Source organism: Ruegeria sp. N8, from assembly GCF_056531325.1.
Map to the genome: position 1 here is coordinate 335,529 of NZ_JBQFLQ010000003.1, position 19,557 is coordinate 355,085.

The following is a 19,557-nucleotide window of genomic DNA, read 5'->3' on the forward strand; positions in this document are numbered from 1 at the left end:
CCGATTCCCCGCGAGACTGCTATCGCGGGGGTGAATAAACCAGCGACGCCAGATCGGCATATCTAGAATGCGGTTCAATCCAGGACAAGATCGCATCGCGGATCGCGTTAGCCCGATGCGCTCCGACAACTGGTTCTGCGAACTCGGAATATTTCGCCAAAACCTCATCGCGCGACATAGGCGCCTCAGGGCCACCGCGGGCGTGGATATCGCCCGAATGCAAAATGCGCCCGTCCGTTGTCTCAATTGATACATCTGCCCAGCGCCCACCCGGGAACCGTTGCGAATGCCTCTCTTCCTCGCTCACGTGTATACGGGAAATCAGGCCCGCGATCCGGGGGTCGGACAGTCCGGGCCCTGAGATATGCTCGGCTCCGATGCGGCCATACAGAACCTGAACTGCAACAGCGAAGGCCAGAGAGTACTGTGCTTGCGAAGTGGTCGCGGGCATTCCAGAAAACAGTCGCACGGCCTCACAAAAAGTGTTGATCTGGATCGAATGGATCTGGTCACCGACCAAACTGTGGTTCGACATCAGCGCGCGGACCCCATCTATCGCGGCGTGGGCCCAGCGGCAGATCGGGTACGGCTTCACATATTGATACTCAACCTGCCAAAACCTGCCCAAATCCGCCCAATGCGGGGCGGCAGTCTCGGCCTCGATCGTGATGGCAGGTGCCCCGGTAAACCCCCGCTCGGCCAGAATCGCCGCGGACAGGCCGACCATCGCACCCCATCCCGAACCATCATGCAGCATCGTGGGATTGGCGATCTCGCGCATCATCTGGCTGCGCGGCCCATGATATTCGGCGATCCCCAGCGCCTGCCGCAACTGGTCTGGAGTGAGCCCGCGCAATCGGGCCGCCATTGCGACCACGCCCAGCGCATTCCAGGCCCCAGAGGTGTGATAATCGCTGACCGACGCGTGCAGCGAAATCCCCGCGCGGCCCGCGATTTCATAGCCAGAGATCACAGCAGCCAAGGCCTGCGGGCCAGTCAAATTCGGGCAATGCGTGGCTAGCGCAACCAACGCAGGCAGCACAACCACGCCGATATGGCCTTTGGTCGGGTTATACCCGTCATGCCCGTCCAGATTGTCTGTCTGTGTCGCCGCCGCATAGGCAGCGCCAGCCATACTGACGGGTCGCCCGTCAAACATCAGCCGAGCGCTAAAGGAAGAATCCGTGCTGGCGTAAAGCAATGCCGCCGTATCCCGCGCGATCACGCCTGCTTCCATCGGGCCGGAGGCAATCAGGATGCCCATAGTGTCCACCATCATCAGCGCCGCTGCCTCTTTGGCGCTGTCTGGCATTTCCTCGGGTGGACGATTTAGGACGAAATTTGCAACGCAGGCGAACGTATCGGTCATTCGGCAGGCTCTATAGCCGGCTTAGAGACGTCACGCAGCCGATATCCCGCAGGATCAAAAGGAGGTTCAGCCAGAATAGTTGCGCGATGCGGTTTGCCGAGGATGAACACCTCAACCCTATCACCGGGTTTTGCGACTTGCGGGTTTGCGAACCCAAGGGCCAGCGATTTACCGACCGAATACCCGAAGCCACCCGATGTCACGCGCCCGACCGAATGACCATCTGGTGTAAAGATCGGCTCACCGCCCGAGGCGTCGGCGGCGTCCACCTCAATTTCGAACATCGACAAAACCTCACGCACAGGGTTGTCCTTGATGGCCAGATAGGCCTGCTTGTGCAGGAAATCCTTGTCCAGCTTGATGAGGCCGTCCAGCCCGACTTCTTGCGGCCAGTATTCCTGACTGTACTCTCGCCCCCACGAGCCGTAGCCCTTTTCGATACGCAGACTTCCCAGCGCACGGCCGCCAACTGGGCCGCCGCCTTGCTCTTTCGCGGCCTCCAGCAAGGCCGTGTAAAGCGCAACCTGATCGCTCTCAGCGCAGTGCAGCTCCCACCCAAGGTCGCCGGTAAAACTGACACGGATGGCGAGGCAGGAAACGCCCGCCACGTCTATCTGACGTGAACGCATGAAGCGGAACCCTTCGTTGGACAGATCCGCATTGGTCAGCCGTTGCAGCACATCGCGCGATTTCGGGCCGGCGACGTTGAACCCGGCGATACGGTTTGTGGCAACCTCGAAACGGGTACCTTCAGGCAGATCAACCATGTTGAAGAACCGCTGGTGATAGCGCTCGGCCATGCCCGAGCCGATCATCATGTATTCGTCATCGACGACTTTGGTGATGGTAAAGTCCCCGGCAACGCCTCCGCGCACTGAAATCAACGGGGTCAAACACGACCGGCCAACCTCGGTCGGTATCCGGTTGGCAACAAGACGATCCAGCCAATCATGCGCCCCTGGCCCCTTGATCACATAGTTGGCGAAGTTCGAGATGTCGATCACACCCACAATGTCGCGCAACATCTGCACCTCTCGGCCAACCGGTTCCCACCAATTCTGGCGGGTGAAGCCGTTGGTTTCGACCACACCGGGTTGATCAGCGAACCAGAGGGGGTGTTCCCACCCGCAGTTCAGGCCAAAGACGCAGCCCATCTCCTTTTGCATCTGATAGGCCGGGCGCAGGCGCGCGGGGCGTCCGGCGCTGCGCTCTTCGTTCGGGAAATGGATGGCGAAGCGGTGCGTATAAACGTCCTGCACCCGCGCCTTTGTGAAGGCCTTGTCGGCCCAGTCGCCTAACCGCGCCAGATCCCAGGCAAACATGTCGTGTTGCGGCTCGCCCTCGATCATCCATTGCGCCGACAACAGGCCAAGCCCGCCCGATTGCGAAAATCCGGGGATGATCCCGGTGCAGCAGAAATAGTTCTGCAACTCGGGCACAGGCCCCCAGATCGCATTACTGTCCGGCGACCAGATCATCGGGCCATTGATTACCCGCTTCACCCCCGCAGTTGCCGCAACGGGCACGCGTTCGGTGGCCCGGATAACGTTTTCCATGATGCGGTCCAGATCGTCGGGGAACAGATCGTGGGCGAAATCCAGCGGTGTGCCGTTTTCGGCCCAAAACCGCATGTCCTTCTCATAGGCCCCGATCAGCAAGCCATTGCCCTCTTGCCTGAAGTAGTACTCGCCATCCCGGTCGGCGATGGACGGCAAGCGACGGCCCAACGCGGCGACTTCATCAATCGCTTCGGTGACAAAATACTGATGTTCAGTCGGTTGCAGGGGCAGTTCAATCCCAGCCATCGCGGCCACTTCACGCCCCCACAATCCACCGGCATTGACCACCCACTGTGTGTGGATATCGCCCTTTTCGGTGCGTACGATCCACGTTCCGTCAGGTTGTTGATCAGTCCCTAACACGGGACAAAACCGTTCAATACTGGCGCCCATCGCGCGTGCTCCAGCGGCATAGGCATGTGTTACACCCGAGGGATCAACATTGCCGCCATCGGGTTCGAACATGATGCAGCGGATGTCATCGAACTGCGCTAGCGGGTGCAGTTCCATCGCCTGTTCGCGGCTGATCTCGTGGAAGTTCAGGCCGTAGAAACGCGCCTTGGCCTCTTGCAGACGCAGTTGGTGTTCGCGGTCCTCGGTTTGCGCCAGATAGAGCGACCCGGATTGAAACACGCCGCAGCCCTGTCCGGTTTCCTTCTCTAACTCTTTGTACAGGTTCATCGTGTAGTGCTGAATGCGCGTGATGTTGTTGTTGTCATGCAGCCCGTGGATATTGGCCGCTGCGTGCCACGTGGACCCACTGGTCAACTCATCGCGTTCCAGCAGGACAACGTCAGTCCAGCCCAGCTTGGCCAGGTGATACAGGATCGAGCAGCCGACCAGCCCCCCTCCGATGACAACGGCCTGAGCATGGGTTTTCATTGGCGCACCTCCTACAGAGCTTGCACGAAAGTCAGCCACAGGTCAGGGGCTACTGATGCTCTGTTCCCGACGCAAAATGTCGGTAATGACGATCAAAGCGCCGGAAGCAAACGCCGCGTCGGCGGATCATCGCCCGGTGACACCAAACGCGCGATGTCGTGAGCGTTTGTGTCTTGAAATGAGACGCACTGATTCTTTGATTAAATTAGGAAGCACGAAAATACGTGCCGAATAGGTCGAAACGCGACGGGACAGGCTGGTTCGAAACACGGTGAAGACCGCGTGGATCAGCGGAAATCTTGAAAAGTTCCTAAAATGTTCTATATTTGTTCCACGTGAATGTCTGAGGTGGAACGGAGGTATTCGAGCTATGGCCAACGCTGCCCGTCAAAGCTGGTACGACGCACCCAGCAACGACTATCACATGCTGCCCGTCACGGACCGGCAGATGCGCTATGCGCGCGCGATTGCCCAGCAATCGGCGCTTGAAATCCCGGTCGAGGCACAACGCGACCGCAGGGCCATGTCCCAGTGGATTTCGGCGCATAAACAGGACGACCCGTCACCATTTGCCAATTACCCCACCGGCAAACAGGTTGCTTTTGCTGAACGGATCTCGCGTTCCAAACGCAGACCGATACCGTCTGAGTGTTTCCGCGACAAGCACATGATGTCCCGGTGGATTGACACCAACAAATAGGCTCTAGTCCGAGTGGTTTCGGGCATAAAGTGCCACGGCAGCGGCGACGAAGAGGCCCAGCAGGATGTAGCCTGTCACCGCTTCTGACACAGCCAACGCGCGGCACAGGCCGGTTGGGGCCATGTCGCCATATCCAACGGTGGTGAAGGTGACATATGAGAAATACAGGATGTCCCCCGGTCCGCTGGCACCGACCACGCAGTTGTCTTTATAGCCGAACGCACCATAGACGGCGGCGAACAGGAAGGGGACGACCTGAATAAAGGATACGCCCATCAAGAACAGCACGCGGCGCGGGGATTTCACCTGTGTCATATAGTACCACGATTGCGAGACGATCCACAGGAACAGACCCACGGATGCAAACGTGCCCAACGTATCGCCCGCCGTTGATTCACTAAGGCGGGAAAGGCCGAACCAGGCAAAGAAGCTGGCCAAAACCATACCGCCTGCGGCAAGCAGGGTCGATTTCCATTCTTCCAACGTTGTCGGCTCGCGGCGCATGTCGTCTCCGTCTTTAACGGGTGCGATGATCGGGGTTTCGCCCCGCCCGTGCAACCGAGTGGTTTAGTCTGCGCCCAAATGTTCCTGCCCGCGTTGGCGCGCCAGCCCGATCTGCTTCTGCCGCTCGCGGAAGCGCTTCTTGTCAGCTTCCGAGGTTTCATCCACACATTGATGGCACGAGACGCCGTGTTCATATTCAGGGCGCTTCATATCCTCGGGCAGGATCGGACGGCGGCAGCCATGGCACAGGTTGTGGGGCCCCTCGACCAGCCCGTGCCCCACGGACACGCGATTGTCGAAGACGAAACACTCACCCTGCCAAGTGCTGTCCTCGGCGGGCATTTCCTCAAGATATCGCAGGATACCGCCTTTCAGGTGATAGACATCCTCGACCCCCTGACCCAGCAGGAAGTTGGTGGATTTCTCGCACCGGATACCGCCGGTGCAGAACATGGCAACACGCTTGTTGTGAAAGCGGTCCTTGTTTTCCTCCCACCAGGCCGGGAATTCGCGGAAACTGGCTGTTTCAGGGTCTATTGCTCCTTCAAACGTACCAATCGCCACCTCATAATCGTTGCGAGTGTCGATCACCACCACATCGTCGGAACGGATCAGATCGTTCCACTCCTCCGGCTCGACATAGTTGCCGACACGGGCGCGCGGATCGACATCCGGCTGGCCCATGGTCACGATCTCTTTCTTCAGGCGCACCTTCATCTTCCCGAAAGGCGGATGGTCGGCGGTGGCCTCTTTCCATTCCAGATCGGCGCAACCCGGCAGCGCCTTGATATGCGCCAGCACGGCGTCAATCCCGGCGCGCGGACCCGCGATAGTGCCGTTGATCCCCTCTTGCGCAAGCAGCAGCGTGCCTTTGACCGATTGTGCACGGCACAGGTCCAGCAAGGGTTCGCGCAGGGCGGTGTGATCAGCGAAACGGGTGAAGTGATAGAGGGCAGCGATGGTATACATGCGCGCGGTCTAGCCCCACGCGCGCAGAGTCGCAAGGGATCGGATTGACGCCCCCCGCTCGCCCCCTTACCGATAGCTGAAAAGGAGAACGCGATGACCCATGCCCTGATCGTAATCGACGTCCAGAACGATTTCTGCCCCGGCGGTGCGTTGGCCGTTCCCGGCGGCGATGAGATCGTCGCCCCGATCAACGCGATTATGGATGAGTTCGACGCGGTGATCCTGACGCAGGACTGGCATCCGGCAGGGCATTCCTCATTCGCCAGCTCGCATGTAGAAAAGAACCCATTTGACGTAGCAGAAATGCCCTATGGCCCGCAGGTGCTCTGGCCGGATCATTGCGTGCAGGGAACGCAGGGCGCAGCGTTTCATCCCGATCTGCGCATTGAAGGCGATTTGATCATTCGCAAAGGGTTTCGCAGTGCGATTGACAGCTACTCAGCCTTTTTCGAGAACGATCAGACTACGCCAACCGGGTTGGAGGGCTATCTCAACACCCGAGGCATCCGCAAACTGACGATGGTGGGCCTGGCCACGGATTTCTGCGTTCACTTCTCAGCCGTGGACGCGGCGCGGTTGGGATTTGAGGTGACGGTGAATATGGGACTGTGCCGCGCGATTGATCTGGACGGCTCGCTGACGGCAGCAGAAACAGCGATGAAGGCTGCCGGTGTGACCTTGGCTTAGGGCGCGGAGCCCGAATCCAACAGATATTTCAGGATCACAAAAATAATAACCGCCAGCCCAAGAGCCACGCCAATGCGGGCGGGCAAGGTGCGGCGTTCCGGCGTTGCCGGGGATTTATAGCGCGGGTTCGGGGTCCAATCAGCGGTGTTGCGTCGCTGACCGTTGCGCGGGCGGGCCGATTTGACGTCCCGAAGGAATTTCCAAAAGTCGAATTCGCCGCAATATTCGCCCTGAACACCCATTTCCCGAATGTTGGCAAACAGCGCTTTCAGAATCCGTTCACGCTCGGCCTCGTCACGGGGTCGATAAAAGCCATGCATCAACTGGCTTCCGGTCGCGTCCAGACCGAAACCTGCATCCTGAAAGATCTTGCGGATTTTCGGAGAAGCCGCCCGCAGTGCATCCGCCGTTTTCACATTGCGGAACATTGCGCGCAAAACGGGCTTTTTCGAAGCCCCCTCCGCGCCTTGCTCGCCTTCTCCGTCCCCCGGATCGACAACAACGATGTCAAAATCGTACTCGAGAACCATTCACTAACTTAACCTCGACTTCCCAACCCCTCTTCTCACTAACCGGTGAAAAGATCACACAATTTGCTCGCTTTGTGACCTGAGCTTGTCATTGTCACCAAACCAGCGACTCTTGCCATTCCACACACCGATTGATCTAACAACGGAAATCGCAGGAGTTCCTCATGGTCGATATTGCGGCACGTGTGTACAATCATAAATGGCAGATTGACCCAATTATACGGTCTTTAATCGACACAGATTTCTACAAACTGCTGATGTGCCAGTCAGTGTTTCGAAATCGGCCCCAAACGGAAGTGGTGTTTTCGCTGATCAATCGGTCGAATCACATCCCCCTCGCCAAGCTTATTGATGAGGGCGAACTGCGCGAACAGCTCGATCATATCCGCTCCCTCAGCCTCAGCCGCGGCGAAAGCACATGGCTGCGGGGCAACATGTTCTACGGCAAGCGGCAGATGTTCCGATCCGATTTCATGGAGTGGTTCGAGAACCTACGCCTGCCGCCCTACCATCTTGAACGCAAGGGCGATCAGTACGAACTGACCTTCGAAGGCAAATGGCATGAGGTCATGTTGTGGGAAATCCCGGCCCTGGCCGTGTTGATGGAATTGCGCTCGCGCGCAGTTCTCAACGACATGCGCCGGTTCGAGCTGCAAGTGCTCTATGCCCGCGCCATGACCCGCGTTTGGGAAAAGATTGAGCAACTGCGTGATATTGATGGGCTGGGCATTGCGGATTTCGGCACCAGGCGGCGTCATTCTTTTCTGTGGCAGGATTGGTGCGTGCAGGCGATGATCGAAGGATTAGGGTCTGCTTTTTCCGGCACGTCGAACTGCCTGATCGCCATGCGCCGCGAGGTTGAGGCCATCGGCACCAACGCGCATGAGTTGCCCATGGTCTATTCCGCGCTGGCCGACACAGACGCCGAATTGGCGCAAGCGCCCTATGATGTTCTCAGGGATTGGCATGATGAGCATGATGGCAACCTGCGCATCATCCTGCCCGACACCTATGGAACACAGGGCTTTTTGGACCGCGCACCCGACTGGCTGGCAGGCTGGACTGGCATCCGCGTCGACAGTGGTGATCCGGCAGCCGCAGCGGAAACCGCCATCAACTGGTGGAAATCACGCGGCGAGGATCCGCGCGAGAAGCGGGTGATTTTTTCCGACGGGCTGGATGTTGACAAGATCCGCGAGTTGCACGGCCAGTTTGCCGGACGGACCAATATTTCCTTTGGCTGGGGTACATTGCTGACCAACGATTTTCGCGGGTTGGTGCCGGATGACGCGCTTGCACCGTTTTCTCTGGTCTGCAAAGCGGTCTCGGCCAACGGGCGCTCGACGGTCAAATTGTCGGACAATCCCGAAAAGGCGATGGGTCCGGCGGATGAGATCGAACGTTACAAACGCGTCTTCGGGGTTGGTGCGCAACAGGCGATCGAAGTGATCGTTTAGACCCTAACCATGGAAAGTCGCCACGGTTTTGAGCTGTGAAAAGCCATAGAGCGCCTCGAAACCCTTTTCGCGGCCATGGCCAGATTTACCGACGCCGCCAAAGGGCAGCTCGACGCCGCCGCCTGCCCCGTAATTATTGACGAAAACCTGCCCCGCATGCAGCCGTTTCGCCAGTCGCATCTGCCGCGCGCCGTCGCGGGTCCAGATGCTGGCGACAAGCCCATAGTCGGTACTGTTGGCGATCTCTGCGGCTTCGTCCTCGGTGTCGAACGGGATCAGCACCTGCACCGGGCCGAAAATCTCATCCTGCGCCAACGTATGATCAGGCGGCACATCGGCGAACAAGGTTGGCCGCACATAAGCACCTTGAGCCGGAGCATCCTCAACGATTTGTCCCTGCGCCACGATGGTCAGATCTTTGCCTTTGGCCAGAAATCCTTCGACAATCTGTTGTTGCCGAGCCGAGATTAAAGGCCCCACCCGCAAATCCTGCACAGCCGGTCCGACGGTCAGATCGGCATAGGCAGCGGCCATGCGCGCTTGGACTTGGCTATAGACCCCACGCTGCACCAGAATACGGGACGAGGCCGAACAGGTCTGCCCCGCGTTCTGAATACCCGCATTCACCAGAAACGGAAGGGCCGCGTCTAGATCGGCATCATCAAACACCAGTTGCGGGGATTTTCCACCCAATTCCAACGTCACTGGTACAACATTGCGCCCCGCCGCCTGCTGCACCAAGGCCCCTGTCGCGACCGACCCCGTAAACGAGATATGGTGGACGCCCGGATGCGCCGACAGTGCGGCTCCGGCCTCGGCCCCTAAACCCGGCACCACGTTCAACGCACCAGCTGGCAAACCCGCTTGTTGGGCCAGATGGGCAAAGGCCAGCGCGGTCAGGCAAGCCTCTTCCGCCGGCTTCAGGACGCAGGCATTGCCCATCGCCAGTGCCGCCCCGACCGAACGCCCGATGATCTGCATCGGGTAATTCCACGGCACGATATGGCCCGTCACCCCATGGGGTTCGCGCAGGGTATAAACGGTGTAGCCGTCCAGATAGGGAATCGTCTCGCCCATAACCTTATCCGCCGCGCCGCCGTAGAATTCGCAATACCGCGCCAAGGCCACCGCATCCGCGCGCGCCTGAGTCAGCGGTTTGCCCACATCCATCGCCTCCAACGCGGCCAGATCGTCCACGCGTTCAAGTACCAACTGACCCAATCGGGTCAGGATCCGCCCGCGTTCCATTGCGGTTTTACGGCCCCAATCCTCATCTAGTGCTGCCTGCGCAGCCGCGACCGCCGCGTCGACATCAGACGAATCCCCCCGCGCGATGCGACAGATTTCCGTACCATCCGAGGGGTTGATCAAAGGCAGGTCGACGCCAGCAGAGGGCGCGATCCACTCTCCACCAATCAAACAAAGTGCGGGGTTGAACCAAAGAGGATTGGGCATGTTTCTCTCCATTCAGGCTCTAATCATACATTTCAGCCAGCAAGCGTCCCGATATCAGGCAGCACCGGCGCGGCGTCGATCAGGGTACGGGTATAGCTGTGCTGCGGATGGGCAAAGACCTGCTCGGTCTCGCCTTGTTCCACGATCTTGCCCGCCTGCATGACCATCACCCGATCAGTGATCGTGCGCACCACGCTTAAGTCGTGGCTGATGAACAGATAGGTCAGGTCATAGGTCGCGCACAGCTCGGCCAGCAGATCCAGGATTTGCGCACGAACTGAAACATCAAGGGCCGAGACCGCTTCATCAAACAGGATCAATTCGGGGCGGATGATCAAGGCACGGGCAATGGCGATACGCTGACGCTGCCCGCCCGAGAACTCGTGGATGTATTTCCCAGCGTCATTAGGGCTGAGGCCGACGGCGGTCAGCATTTCTGCGATCCGGTCCTGCCGCTCGGTCCCAGTGGGCGGCGTGTCCAGCAAATGAAACGGTTCGGTGATCAAACGCGCGACTTTGTGGCGGGGGTTGAAGCTGCCATAGGGGTCCTGAAACACCACCTGCATTTTACGACGTACCGCAGGGTTTGGCTTGTGGCCCGTGAAAACGGGTGTGTCATCCAGACGGATTTCCCCCGCTTGTACCTCTTCCAATCCCAGAATGGCTCGCGTTAGGGTCGATTTTCCGCATCCAGACTCACCTACCAAACCCAACCGCTCGCCACGATTGAGCGTAAAGCTGACCTGGTCCACCGCGCGGTGGTGGCCCGGCTTGTCGAACAGACCCTTGCGCGGCAAGCGATAGTCGCGGACGACCTGAGTGACCTCTAGCAACGGGCGATCCCCCGCTGTGTCGGGCAAGGCCACCTGATGACCCGAGGCCTCAAACAGCATACGGGTATAAGGGTGCTGCATGTTTCGCAGCAGATCGTCGGTGGGGCCAGCTTCCACGACCTCGCCGTGCCGCATCACGACGATCTGGTCTGCCATTTCAGCGACCACGGCCAGATCATGGGTGATCATCAGCAGACCCATGCCGTATTCGCGCACCAACCCCTTCAGCAGATCGAGGATTTGCGCCTGCGTTGTTACATCCAGCGCGGTTGTCGGCTCATCCGCGATCAGCAACGTGGGCCGCAAGGCAATGGCCATGGCGATGACAACGCGCTGGCGTTGCCCGCCCGACAACTCATGCGGATAGCGAGACAGGGGAAAGCGCTCCGGGGGAAGGCCCACGCGGCGCAACACTTCCTTCGTCCGGTCCAGAGCCTGCGTGGCAGGCATGGCCTTATGGATCAGGATCGTTTCCATGACCTGATCGCCGATGGTCTTCACCGGGTTCAGGGCTGTCATCGGCTCCTGAAACACCATCCCGATTGCGGCCCCGCGCAGGGCACACATCTCAGCTTCGGGAGTGGTCAGCACGTCGCGCCCTTCCAGCCGGATCTCGCCCTGCGTTTGCGCCCCGTTGGGCAACAGCTGCATCACGGCAAAAGCGGTCATCGACTTGCCCGAGCCGCTTTCACCTGTCACGGCGACGATATGGCCGGAATCAATGGACAGGTTGACCTGCTTCAGGATCGGCGCCCCGTGGATGGACAGCGACAGGTTTTCGACCTCAAGCAAACTCATGCGCGCGCCACCCTGATCCGAGGGTCCAGCCAATCGCGCAGCCCATCGCCCAGCAGGTTCAGACCCAGCACCGTGACAATGATCGCCAGCCCTGGAATCAGAGCCAAATGCGGGGCAAAACTGACCATTGTCTGCGCATCGGCCAGCATTCGGCCCCAGCTGGGCGTGGGCGGTTGTGCACCAAGTCCGACGTAAGACAGGCCGGCCTCGGCTAAAATCCCAAGACTGAACTGAATGGTCCCTTGCACGATCAACAGATTGGCGACATTGGGCAGGATATGTTCCGCTGATATGCGCGCAGCACCCTTGCCCGAGACACGGGCGGCGAGGATGAACTCACGCTCCCACAGGGAAAGCGCCGCGCCGCGGGTGATGCGGGCGAAGACAGGGATGTTGAAGATGCCGATGGCGATGATGGCGTTTATGGCCCCGGCACCGAATACGGCTGTGATCAGGATCGCAATGACCAGCGATGGGAAGGCAAAGACCAGATCATTGCCGCGCATGATCACCTCATCCAGCCAAGATCCTTTGCGCGCCGCCGCTGTCAGGCCAAGCGGCACGCCCAGCGCCATACCGATCCCCACGGCAACCAGAGCAACCGCAATCGACGTACGAGCGCCCACCATGATCATCGAAAACATGTCGCGGCCGAAATGATCCGTCCCGAACCAGTTCTGTGCGCTTGGCGTCTTTAGCTTGCCGGGAATATCCAACGCGGCGTGGTAGTAAGGTGTCCAGACAAAGGACACCAGCGCCGCCAGCAGAACCAGCGAGGACAGCAAGGCGCCAAGGATCAGGTTGCGGCTCATGTCCGGCTCCTGAGGCGGGGATCGACGGCAGCATAAGCCAGATCGACCAGGAAATTCACGGTGATGACGGCAAAGACCAGCAACATGACAACCGATTCCACCACAATCAGATCACGGGCCGAGATCGCCTGAAACACCAAGCGCCCAAGGCCGGGCAGATAGAAGACCTGCTCGATAATGATCGACCCAGCCAAGAGGAATGAAAACTGCAGCCCAATGATGGTCAGCACCGGGATCAGCGCGTTGCGGACGCCGTGCCGCCACAGGGCCTGACGGCGCGACAGACCCTTGGCGCGAGCAGTGCGCATGAAATCCTCGCCCAGAATATCCAGCAGAGATGACCGCATGACCCGCGCCAGAATCGCTGCTTGCGGCAAGGCCAGCGCGACGGCGGGCAACGTCAACGAATGCAACCCGGTCCAAAACCCCTGATCCCAACCTGCGAACCCTCCGGCGTTGAACCAGCGCAGGTTTATGGCAAAGATCAGCACCAGCATCATGGCAAACCAGAAATTGGGCACCGCAATGCCCAGCTGCGTCGCACCCATCACGGTCAGATCGCCGGGCTTGCCCCGACGCGCAGCAGCGTAAATCCCGGCAGGGAAGGCAATCAGTGTCGACAAGGTCAATGCATAGAGCGCCAGCGGGAAAGACACCCAAAGCCGATCCTGGATCATCTGCGAAACTGGCGTGCGATAGGTATAGGAGGTGCCGAAATCACCCGCCAGCATTCCGCTGACCCAGTTGAAGTAGCGCTCAAGCTTTGAGCCATCCAAGCCCAACTCAGCCCGTAGCGCAGCTAGCGTGTCCTCTTGCGCGTTTACGCCCAGCATGAAGGATGCCGGATCGCCCGGTGCAACCTCGATCACTGCGAAGATCACGACCGAGGCAACGGCCAGGCTGATCATCAGCGATATCAAACGTTTGAGAGCGTAGCGCAGCATAGATCGCACGTTAGGGTCACAGGCGCCGTTGGTCCAGCGTCTAAGGTATCAGCAAATAAGCAGAAACCGCGTAGCCGACGATCGCGGCATAGCCCAGAGGATAGATCCACTTAACCGCGTAATTGTCCAACTTGCGCGCTGTGTCTTCGCGCCCGGCGACCTTGAGTCTGCGCAAGGCGACATTGAAAACGATCAACGCTCCGGTCATCAGGAACATCCATTGCAGAACGAAATCCAGAAAGGTCAGATAGCCCAGCTTGGGCAGATCAGCAGAAATAGCCCAGTTGAAAGCAACGAAGACCAGCAGGTTGCCCCCCGCGATCTCGATCCGTTTGCGGTATTCGTCCAGAAAGAACAGCGCCCAGCCAACAGCAACGAGTACCAGCATGGGCATGAACACCCTGATCATGTAGTAAGTCTGATGCCTGCTGCCCTGAAAGGCCAGCGCCAACTGATCGCTATCTTGCCCCGACAGACCCTGAACCTGGGTTTTCACCATTCGCGCATTGCCCAGAACCCATTCTTCCTCGCCCAGCAGATCGCCCAGACCCGAGTAGTCTTCCAGCGGGTAATACGTCACGTAATCCGAGGGAAAGACTGAAACGACCTCGAAATAGAAATCCTGCGTGTCGAACGGATACTTGCGGAAATCGAAATGAGGGGCCTGCAAGGTCAGCGAAGATTTCTCGACATAAACCACCCGCCCGTCGCTGCGCAGCGAGGCGGCGGCCTCGTGTATCCATTTGTTGGATTGCTGATTGTGGATCACGAAAGCGGGCATGACGGCGCCAATCTCGGCCGCGTGGTCCGCCAGGTCAGAAGGGTTGAAGACCCGAATGTCTCGCCCCGTCTTCTCTGAGTCAAACGCCAGCAGAGGGTCCGTCCATTCGAACCGCAAAACCGCCACCGCCCCATAGTTTTCCGCCTTTTGATCGACGCTTGTAATCTGGTTGATCCTGATCCCAACGCCCACATTCAACGGATTTTCGGGGGTGCCGGCCAGTGCGTCCAACCGGGTGCTCAGCGCATTTTGCGCACCCGCCATCGAGGCCAGCCCGCAGAGCGTACACACGCATAGCAAAAGAACACGGAAAGACGTCATGATACTGCTCACCCTGACCCTGGAAAACCTTGGGGCCGCGCAACACGGCCCCAGTTCCGGTCATTCAGACCAACTGATCTGCGTCAGGTCGATGGCAGCCGTGGGCGCGTTCTCCCACAGGCCCTGCACGCCTGCTTTGGCAACACCCAGCTTGGCCAGCTGAAACAGGTAGCCATTGACGAAATCAGTGGCGATCAGGCGTTGCGCATCGCCCAGCAATTTCTTGCGCTGATCCGGATCGGTGGTTTCGTTCAACAGTTCCATCAGAGCCTGAAAATCGCTGCTGTCATATTGGAAGTAATAGTCGGGCCGCGCATAGATGCCGATATCCATCGGCTCGGTATGGCTGACGATTGTTAGGCCGAAATCCTTGCCCTTGAACACCGATTCCAACCATTGTGCCCACTCAACATTGATGATCTCGGCCTTGATCCCGACCTCGGCCAGTTGCGCCGCGATGATCTCACCGCCGCGACGGGCGTAAGAGGGGGGCGGCAGGTGCAACGTGGTTTCGAACCCGTCAGCATAGCCTGCATCAGCCAGAAGCTGTGCGGCTTTCTTGGGGTCATAGGCCGAATTTCCGGTCAGGTCGACATAGGCCGGATTGTGCGGTGCGAAATGAGTGCCGATGGGGGTGCCATAGCCGAACATCGCCCCGTCGATGATCGCCTGCCGGTCGATCGCATGGGCCAAAGCCTGCCGCACGCGGATATCGTCAAAGGGCGGCTTTTTGTTATTCGTGGACAGGATCGTCTCGCCCTCGGTCGAACCGACCAGCACCTGAAACCGCGAATCCGCCTCGAACTGAGGCAGGTTTTCGGGGGCCGGGAAATTGTCGAACACATCCACATCATCGGCCATCATCGCAGCAAATGCAGCGGTCGGATCCGAGATAAACTTGAACGTAGCGGTCTCCAACGCGGGTTGATCGCCCCAATAGTTCGGGTTGCGGTTCAGCGTGATGCTGTCGCCCTGCACCCAGTCGCCAAAGGTATAGGCCCCGGTACCAACCGGGTTGGTCTTGATGTTCTCGATGCTTTCAGGCGCGACAATCACCGCATCGCCCCACGCCATGTTGAACAGGAAGTTCCCGTTCGGTGCAGACAACGTGACCTTGACGGTCAAAGGATCGACTACTTCGACACTGTCGATCCCGGCAAACAGGGCTTTCTGCGCGTTGGCGCTGTCTTCGGCGCGGGCGCGGTCAAGGCTGAACTTGACGTCCTCGGCATCCATGGTCGAGCCATCGTGGAAGGTCACACCATCATGCAGCTTGAAAGTGTAGACAGTGCCGTCATCCGAAATCTCCCAGCTTTCCGCCAGCCCCGGCACGACCGAGCCATCGCCCATAAAACGGGTCAACCCTTCGAAGATATTAGTATAAACGACCGAATCGATGGCCTGCGCGGCGGCGCTTGTCGGGTCCAGATGCGGAGGCTCCAACTGCATCGCAATGGTAATATCGGATTTGGCCCAAGCCTGCCCGGCGAAGAGGCTGGCTCCCACGGCCAACACCGACGCAAAGGACCGAAACGTCTGCTTTGTCATGTAAATCACTCCCCACTGAAAATGTGTGACCCTTCGTTTCCGAGGGTCGTTCTGAGACCAATGTCCCCATAAACCCAAGGTCAATCAAGGAAATGTTCGCGCAACCGGGGTTTCTATGGCCCCTGTCGATCTGTTATGCCGCGCTGCAACATGAACCCCGGAGCAACGATCATGAGTGCCACCGCCCGCAAAAAAGCCCCAAACGCCCAGGATATCCGCGACCTCAAAGGCGGCGAGCCCATCGTCAGCTTGACCGCGTACACCACGCCGATGGCGCGGTTGATGGATGCCCATTGCGATTTCGTACTGGTGGGCGACAGCGTCGGCATGGTGCTGCACGGGTTGGAATCGACGCTGGGCGTGACGATGGAGATGATGGTGATGCACGGGCAAGCCGTCGCCCGGGGGCTGAGCAGCGCGATGATGGTCATCGACATGCCGTTCGGTAGCTATGAACACTCGCCGGCCGACGCCTTTCGCAATGCCGCGCGGCTGATGGCCGAGACCGGCGCGGGGGCCGTCAAACTGGAGGGTGGGGTCGAAATGGCCGAGACCATCCGCTTTCTGGTCCAACGCGGCATTCCGGTGATGGCCCATATCGGCCTGACCCCACAATCGATCAACACGCTGGGTGGCTACAAGGTACAGGGCCGCGATGATCAGGCCGAGGCGGTTCTGGCCGACGCCCACGCCGTCGCAAGCGCAGGCGCGTTTTCGGTCGTGTTAGAGAAGGTTCCGCAAGGCCTGGCCGATCGCATCACAGCAGAGGTTGCGATCCCCACCATTGGCATCGGTGCATCTGCGGGCTGTGACGGGCAAATTCTTGTGGTCGACGACATGGTGGGCTTTTTCACCGCCTTCAAACCGAAATTCGTCAAACGCTATGCCGAACTTGGCCCCTTGGCCGAGGCCGCCATCGCCGAATACGCCGCCGAAGTGCGCGCCCGCAGCTTTCCGGCGGACGAACATGTTTTTGCGGATCAGGCCCCGTCCAGAGGACCAAAGACATGACAGCCCCCATCCTGCGCCGCCTTGCCGATCTGCGCGCGCTGACAACCGAATGGCACCGCCAAGGCGAGGTCATTGGCGTGGTCCCCACCATGGGCGCGCTGCATCAGGGGCATCTGTCGCTGGTTGAGGCCGCCAAGGCCGGGGCCGACCGCGTCATTGTCACGATCTTTGTGAACCCCAAGCAGTTCAACAACCCCGAAGACCTGGCCAATTATCCGCGCACCGAACATGAGGACGCGCAGAAGTTGGCCCCCTATGGCGTCGACGGAATCTATGTGCCCGATCCCGATGAGATCTATCCGCAGGGCTTTGCCTCCACCGTTTCCGTCACTGGCCTGACCAACGTGATGGAGGGCGAATTCCGGCCCGGGCATTTTGACGGCGTCGCCACCGTGGTGGCGAAACTGTTCCTGCAAACGCAGGCAGACAGAGCCTATTTCGGCGAAAAAGATTATCAACAACTGATGGTCGTGCGCCGTATGGCCCGCGATCTGGACATCCCGATTGAGGTGGTTGGCTGCCTCACCGTCCGCGAACCCTCGGGGCTGGCGATGTCCTCGCGCAACCTGCGTCTGTCTCCCGAGGGACTGGAAATCGCCGCCAACAAGCACCGGATCATGAGTGATCTGGCCGCCGCACTGCGGGACGGATCGGAGTTTGACGCTCTGGCCGCGCAGGCGGAAACCGATCTGCTGTCCGCAGGGTTTACGCAGGTCGAATATATCCAACTGCGCTGCGCCGAGACGCTGGAACCGCTGACCCATGCCGACCGCCCCGCCCGGCTGTTTGTGGCCGCTTGGGCAGATGGCGTGCGACTGATCGACAATATTCCGGTCTGAACGCTCTGGCACCCGCGCTATTGTTTGCGCTAAACTCCTGCAAAACCAATACCGGAGGGGGGCGCGGGGCATGACCTATATTCTCGCTATTGATCAGGGCACCACATCATCGCGGGCCATTCTGTTTGACGCTGAAATGCAGCGCGCGGGCACCGCGCAGCACGAATTCACCCAGCATTTCCCGCAGGAAGGCTGGGTCGAACACGACCCCGAGGAAATCTGGGACAGCGTATTGCGCGTCTGCCGCGAAGTGATGGACACCAACGGCGTCACCTCCGACCAGATCGCCGGTATCGGCATCACCAACCAGCGTGAAACCACCGTGGTCTGGGATCGCACCACCGGGAAACCGATCCACAACGCCATCGTCTGGCAGGACCGCCGCACCGCCGAGATTTGCGCGCGCTACAAACAAGCCGGGTGCGAGGATGATGTGACCGCCCAGACCGGCCTGCTACTGGACCCATATTTCTCGGGCACCAAGGTGAAATGGCTGCTGGATACTGTCCCCGGCGCGCGCGAAAAGGCCGAAGCCGGAGAGCTGCTGTTCGGCACCATCGACAGTTTTCTGATCTGGCGTCTGACCGAAGGCCGCAGCCATGCCACTGACGCCACGAACGCGGCACGCACCCTGTTGTTCGACATCCACAAAGGCGAATGGAGCACGGAGATCTGTGATCTGCTGGACGTGCCGATGAATATGCTGCCGCAGGTCCATGATTGTGCCTCGGACTTCGGAGAAACGACTCTGTTTGGGGGAAATATCCCAATTCTGGGTGTGGCGGGCGACCAACAGGCCGCCACCATTGGGCAGGCGTGTTTCCAACCGGGCATGATGAAATCCACCTATGGCACGGGCTGTTTTGCGCTGCTGAACACGGGCGACAAACCCGTTGAGTCGAAAAACCGCCTGCTGACTACCATCGCCTATCAGCTTGACGGCAAGCGGACCTATGCGCTTGAGGGTTCGATCTTTGTGGCCGGGGCTGCGGTGCAATGGCTGCGTGATGCGTTGCAGATCATCAAAACGGCCCCCGAAAGCGGCGACTTGGCGCAACAAGCAGACCCTAATCAGCATGTCGTGCTGGTGCCCGCTTTTACCGGGCTGGGCGCGCCTTACTGGAAACCCGATTGCCGGGGCGCAGTGTTTGGTCTCACCCGCAATTCGGGCCGAGCCGAATTCGCCAAAGCCACTTTGGAAAGCATCGCCTACCAGACCCGCGATCTGTGGCACGCCATGCAAGGCGATTGGGGCGCGGATACCGATGTGACGCTGCGCGTTGATGGTGGCGCCAGCGCCTCGGATTGGGCGATGCAAGGGTTGTCGGATTATCTGGGTGCTGAGGTTGACCGTCCGGTGATGCAGGAAACGACTGCCTTGGGCGCGGCGTGGCTGGCCGGAATGCGCGCGGGGGTCTATCCCGATCAGCAAGGGTTCTCGGAGACCTGGGCGCTGGATCGCCGATTCAAACCAGAGATGTCGCAAGAGGATCGCGACGCCGCCTATGATCGATGGAAACGAGCTGTGTCAGCTGCGATGGCGTTCTGAACCCGGTGA

Annotated in this window: 17 protein-coding genes; 6 read left to right on the forward strand and 11 right to left on the reverse strand. The window is 59.4% G+C overall.

Annotation, left to right across the window (positions count from 1 at the left end; all coding sequences use genetic code 11):
* Nucleotides 1-19 precede the first annotated feature (19 nt).
* Nucleotides 20-1,369: an MmgE/PrpD family protein gene (locus ACR0C5_RS09390; RefSeq protein ID WP_480876126.1), complete on the reverse strand. Its 1,350-nt coding sequence runs from the start codon at nucleotides 1,367-1,369 to the stop codon at nucleotides 20-22.
* Nucleotides 1,366-3,810 carry a GcvT family protein gene (locus ACR0C5_RS09395; protein ID WP_480876128.1) on the reverse strand — a complete coding sequence of 815 codons (2,445 nt, stop codon included), beginning with the start codon at nucleotides 3,808-3,810 and terminating at the stop codon, nucleotides 1,366-1,368. The genes ACR0C5_RS09390 and ACR0C5_RS09395 overlap by 4 nt, the downstream gene beginning before the upstream one ends.
* A gap of 370 nt (nucleotides 3,811-4,180) precedes the next feature.
* On the opposite strand from ACR0C5_RS09395, the gene ACR0C5_RS09400 reads away from it, so the two are divergent.
* Complete coding sequence (locus ACR0C5_RS09400) at nucleotides 4,181-4,510, forward strand: hypothetical protein (protein ID WP_170755199.1); 330 nt, start codon at nucleotides 4,181-4,183, stop codon at nucleotides 4,508-4,510.
* A gap of 3 nt (nucleotides 4,511-4,513) precedes the next feature.
* On the opposite strand, the gene ACR0C5_RS09405 is transcribed toward ACR0C5_RS09400, so the two are convergent.
* Nucleotides 4,514-5,014: a potassium channel family protein gene (locus ACR0C5_RS09405; RefSeq protein ID WP_170772909.1), complete on the reverse strand. Its 501-nt coding sequence runs from the start codon at nucleotides 5,012-5,014 to the stop codon at nucleotides 4,514-4,516.
* 63 nt (nucleotides 5,015-5,077) lie between these two features.
* Nucleotides 5,078-5,983 (reverse strand): oxygen-dependent tRNA uridine(34) hydroxylase TrhO, encoded by a 906-nt coding sequence (gene trhO, locus ACR0C5_RS09410; RefSeq protein ID WP_480876130.1) that lies wholly within the window; start codon nucleotides 5,981-5,983, stop codon nucleotides 5,078-5,080.
* A 93-nt stretch (nucleotides 5,984-6,076) separates the two neighbouring features.
* Between trhO and pncA the strand changes: the two genes are divergently transcribed.
* Nucleotides 6,077-6,670 (forward strand): bifunctional nicotinamidase/pyrazinamidase, encoded by a 594-nt coding sequence (pncA, locus tag ACR0C5_RS09415; protein WP_480876132.1) that lies wholly within the window; start codon nucleotides 6,077-6,079, stop codon nucleotides 6,668-6,670.
* Here pncA and ACR0C5_RS09420 read toward each other — a convergent pair.
* A complete protein-coding gene (locus tag ACR0C5_RS09420; RefSeq protein ID WP_170772915.1) occupies nucleotides 6,667-7,200 on the reverse strand; it encodes a hypothetical protein in 534 nt (177 codons plus the stop codon). The genes pncA and ACR0C5_RS09420 overlap by 4 nt on opposite strands.
* Before the next feature lie 164 nt (nucleotides 7,201-7,364).
* Between ACR0C5_RS09420 and pncB the strand changes: the two genes are divergently transcribed.
* Nucleotides 7,365-8,657, forward strand: a complete 1,293-nt coding sequence (gene pncB / locus ACR0C5_RS09425) for a nicotinate phosphoribosyltransferase (RefSeq protein WP_480876134.1) — start codon at nucleotides 7,365-7,367, stop codon at nucleotides 8,655-8,657.
* Between the two features lie 3 nt (nucleotides 8,658-8,660).
* On the opposite strand, the gene ACR0C5_RS09430 is transcribed toward pncB, so the two are convergent.
* From ACR0C5_RS09430 to ACR0C5_RS09455, 6 genes are read right to left on the reverse strand one after another with little or no spacing between them, the layout of a single operon-like run.
* Nucleotides 8,661-10,112 carry an aldehyde dehydrogenase family protein gene (locus ACR0C5_RS09430; protein ID WP_480876136.1) on the reverse strand — a complete coding sequence of 484 codons (1,452 nt, stop codon included), beginning with the start codon at nucleotides 10,110-10,112 and terminating at the stop codon, nucleotides 8,661-8,663.
* A gap of 32 nt (nucleotides 10,113-10,144) precedes the next feature.
* Entirely contained in the window at nucleotides 10,145-11,743 is a 1,599-nt protein-coding gene (locus tag ACR0C5_RS09435; RefSeq protein ID WP_480876138.1) for an ABC transporter ATP-binding protein, read from the reverse strand.
* Nucleotides 11,740-12,555, reverse strand: a complete 816-nt coding sequence (locus ACR0C5_RS09440) for an ABC transporter permease (protein ID WP_480876140.1) — start codon at nucleotides 12,553-12,555, stop codon at nucleotides 11,740-11,742. Before ACR0C5_RS09440 ends, ACR0C5_RS09435 begins: the two co-directional genes overlap by 4 nt.
* The gene (locus tag ACR0C5_RS09445; protein WP_480876142.1) at nucleotides 12,552-13,499 is read right to left on the reverse strand and encodes an ABC transporter permease; all 948 of its coding nucleotides are present in this window, start codon (nucleotides 13,497-13,499) and stop codon (nucleotides 12,552-12,554) included. The genes ACR0C5_RS09440 and ACR0C5_RS09445 overlap by 4 nt, the downstream gene beginning before the upstream one ends.
* Before the next feature lie 40 nt (nucleotides 13,500-13,539).
* Nucleotides 13,540-14,601, reverse strand: coding sequence for a ligand-gated ion channel (locus tag ACR0C5_RS09450; protein WP_170772928.1), 1,062 nt, complete (start codon nucleotides 14,599-14,601; stop codon nucleotides 13,540-13,542).
* Nucleotides 14,602-14,661: 60 nt separating this feature from the next.
* Nucleotides 14,662-16,149 carry an ABC transporter substrate-binding protein gene (locus ACR0C5_RS09455; RefSeq protein ID WP_170785238.1) on the reverse strand — a complete coding sequence of 496 codons (1,488 nt, stop codon included), beginning with the start codon at nucleotides 16,147-16,149 and terminating at the stop codon, nucleotides 14,662-14,664.
* A 171-nt stretch (nucleotides 16,150-16,320) separates the two neighbouring features.
* Here ACR0C5_RS09455 and panB point away from each other — a divergent pair, with 171 nt between their 5' ends.
* From panB to glpK, 3 genes are all read left to right on the forward strand, one after another.
* On the forward strand, nucleotides 16,321-17,160 hold the full coding sequence (panB, locus tag ACR0C5_RS09460; RefSeq protein ID WP_480876144.1) for a 3-methyl-2-oxobutanoate hydroxymethyltransferase: 840 nt from the start codon (nucleotides 16,321-16,323) through the stop codon (nucleotides 17,158-17,160).
* Nucleotides 17,157-17,999: a pantoate--beta-alanine ligase gene (panC, locus tag ACR0C5_RS09465; RefSeq protein WP_480876146.1), complete on the forward strand. Its 843-nt coding sequence runs from the start codon at nucleotides 17,157-17,159 to the stop codon at nucleotides 17,997-17,999. Before panB ends, panC begins: the two co-directional genes overlap by 4 nt.
* Nucleotides 18,000-18,069: 70 nt before the next feature.
* On the forward strand, nucleotides 18,070-19,548 hold the full coding sequence (glpK, locus tag ACR0C5_RS09470) for a glycerol kinase GlpK (protein WP_480858000.1): 1,479 nt from the start codon (nucleotides 18,070-18,072) through the stop codon (nucleotides 19,546-19,548).
* Nucleotides 19,549-19,557: the final 9 nt, after the last annotated feature.

Coding starts and splice junctions, on each gene's coding strand:
- ACR0C5_RS09390 (WP_480876126.1), bottom strand. CDS start 1,369: ATGACCGATACGTTCGCCTGCGTTGCAAATTTCGTCCTAAATCGTCCA.
- ACR0C5_RS09395 (WP_480876128.1), bottom strand. CDS start 3,810: ATGAAAACCCATGCTCAGGCCGTTGTCATCGGAGGGGGGCTGGTCGGC.
- ACR0C5_RS09400 (WP_170755199.1), top strand. CDS start 4,181: ATGGCCAACGCTGCCCGTCAAAGCTGGTACGACGCACCCAGCAACGAC.
- ACR0C5_RS09405 (WP_170772909.1), bottom strand. CDS start 5,014: ATGCGCCGCGAGCCGACAACGTTGGAAGAATGGAAATCGACCCTGCTT.
- trhO (WP_480876130.1), bottom strand. CDS start 5,983: ATGTATACCATCGCTGCCCTCTATCACTTCACCCGTTTCGCTGATCAC.
- pncA (WP_480876132.1), top strand. CDS start 6,077: ATGACCCATGCCCTGATCGTAATCGACGTCCAGAACGATTTCTGCCCC.
- ACR0C5_RS09420 (WP_170772915.1), bottom strand. CDS start 7,200: ATGGTTCTCGAGTACGATTTTGACATCGTTGTTGTCGATCCGGGGGAC.
- pncB (WP_480876134.1), top strand. CDS start 7,365: ATGGTCGATATTGCGGCACGTGTGTACAATCATAAATGGCAGATTGAC.
- ACR0C5_RS09430 (WP_480876136.1), bottom strand. CDS start 10,112: ATGCCCAATCCTCTTTGGTTCAACCCCGCACTTTGTTTGATTGGTGGA.
- ACR0C5_RS09435 (WP_480876138.1), bottom strand. CDS start 11,743: ATGAGTTTGCTTGAGGTCGAAAACCTGTCGCTGTCCATCCACGGGGCG.
- ACR0C5_RS09440 (WP_480876140.1), bottom strand. CDS start 12,555: ATGAGCCGCAACCTGATCCTTGGCGCCTTGCTGTCCTCGCTGGTTCTG.
- ACR0C5_RS09445 (WP_480876142.1), bottom strand. CDS start 13,499: ATGCTGCGCTACGCTCTCAAACGTTTGATATCGCTGATGATCAGCCTG.
- ACR0C5_RS09450 (WP_170772928.1), bottom strand. CDS start 14,601: ATGACGTCTTTCCGTGTTCTTTTGCTATGCGTGTGTACGCTCTGCGGG.
- ACR0C5_RS09455 (WP_170785238.1), bottom strand. CDS start 16,149: ATGACAAAGCAGACGTTTCGGTCCTTTGCGTCGGTGTTGGCCGTGGGA.
- panB (WP_480876144.1), top strand. CDS start 16,321: ATGAGTGCCACCGCCCGCAAAAAAGCCCCAAACGCCCAGGATATCCGC.
- panC (WP_480876146.1), top strand. CDS start 17,157: ATGACAGCCCCCATCCTGCGCCGCCTTGCCGATCTGCGCGCGCTGACA.
- glpK (WP_480858000.1), top strand. CDS start 18,070: ATGACCTATATTCTCGCTATTGATCAGGGCACCACATCATCGCGGGCC.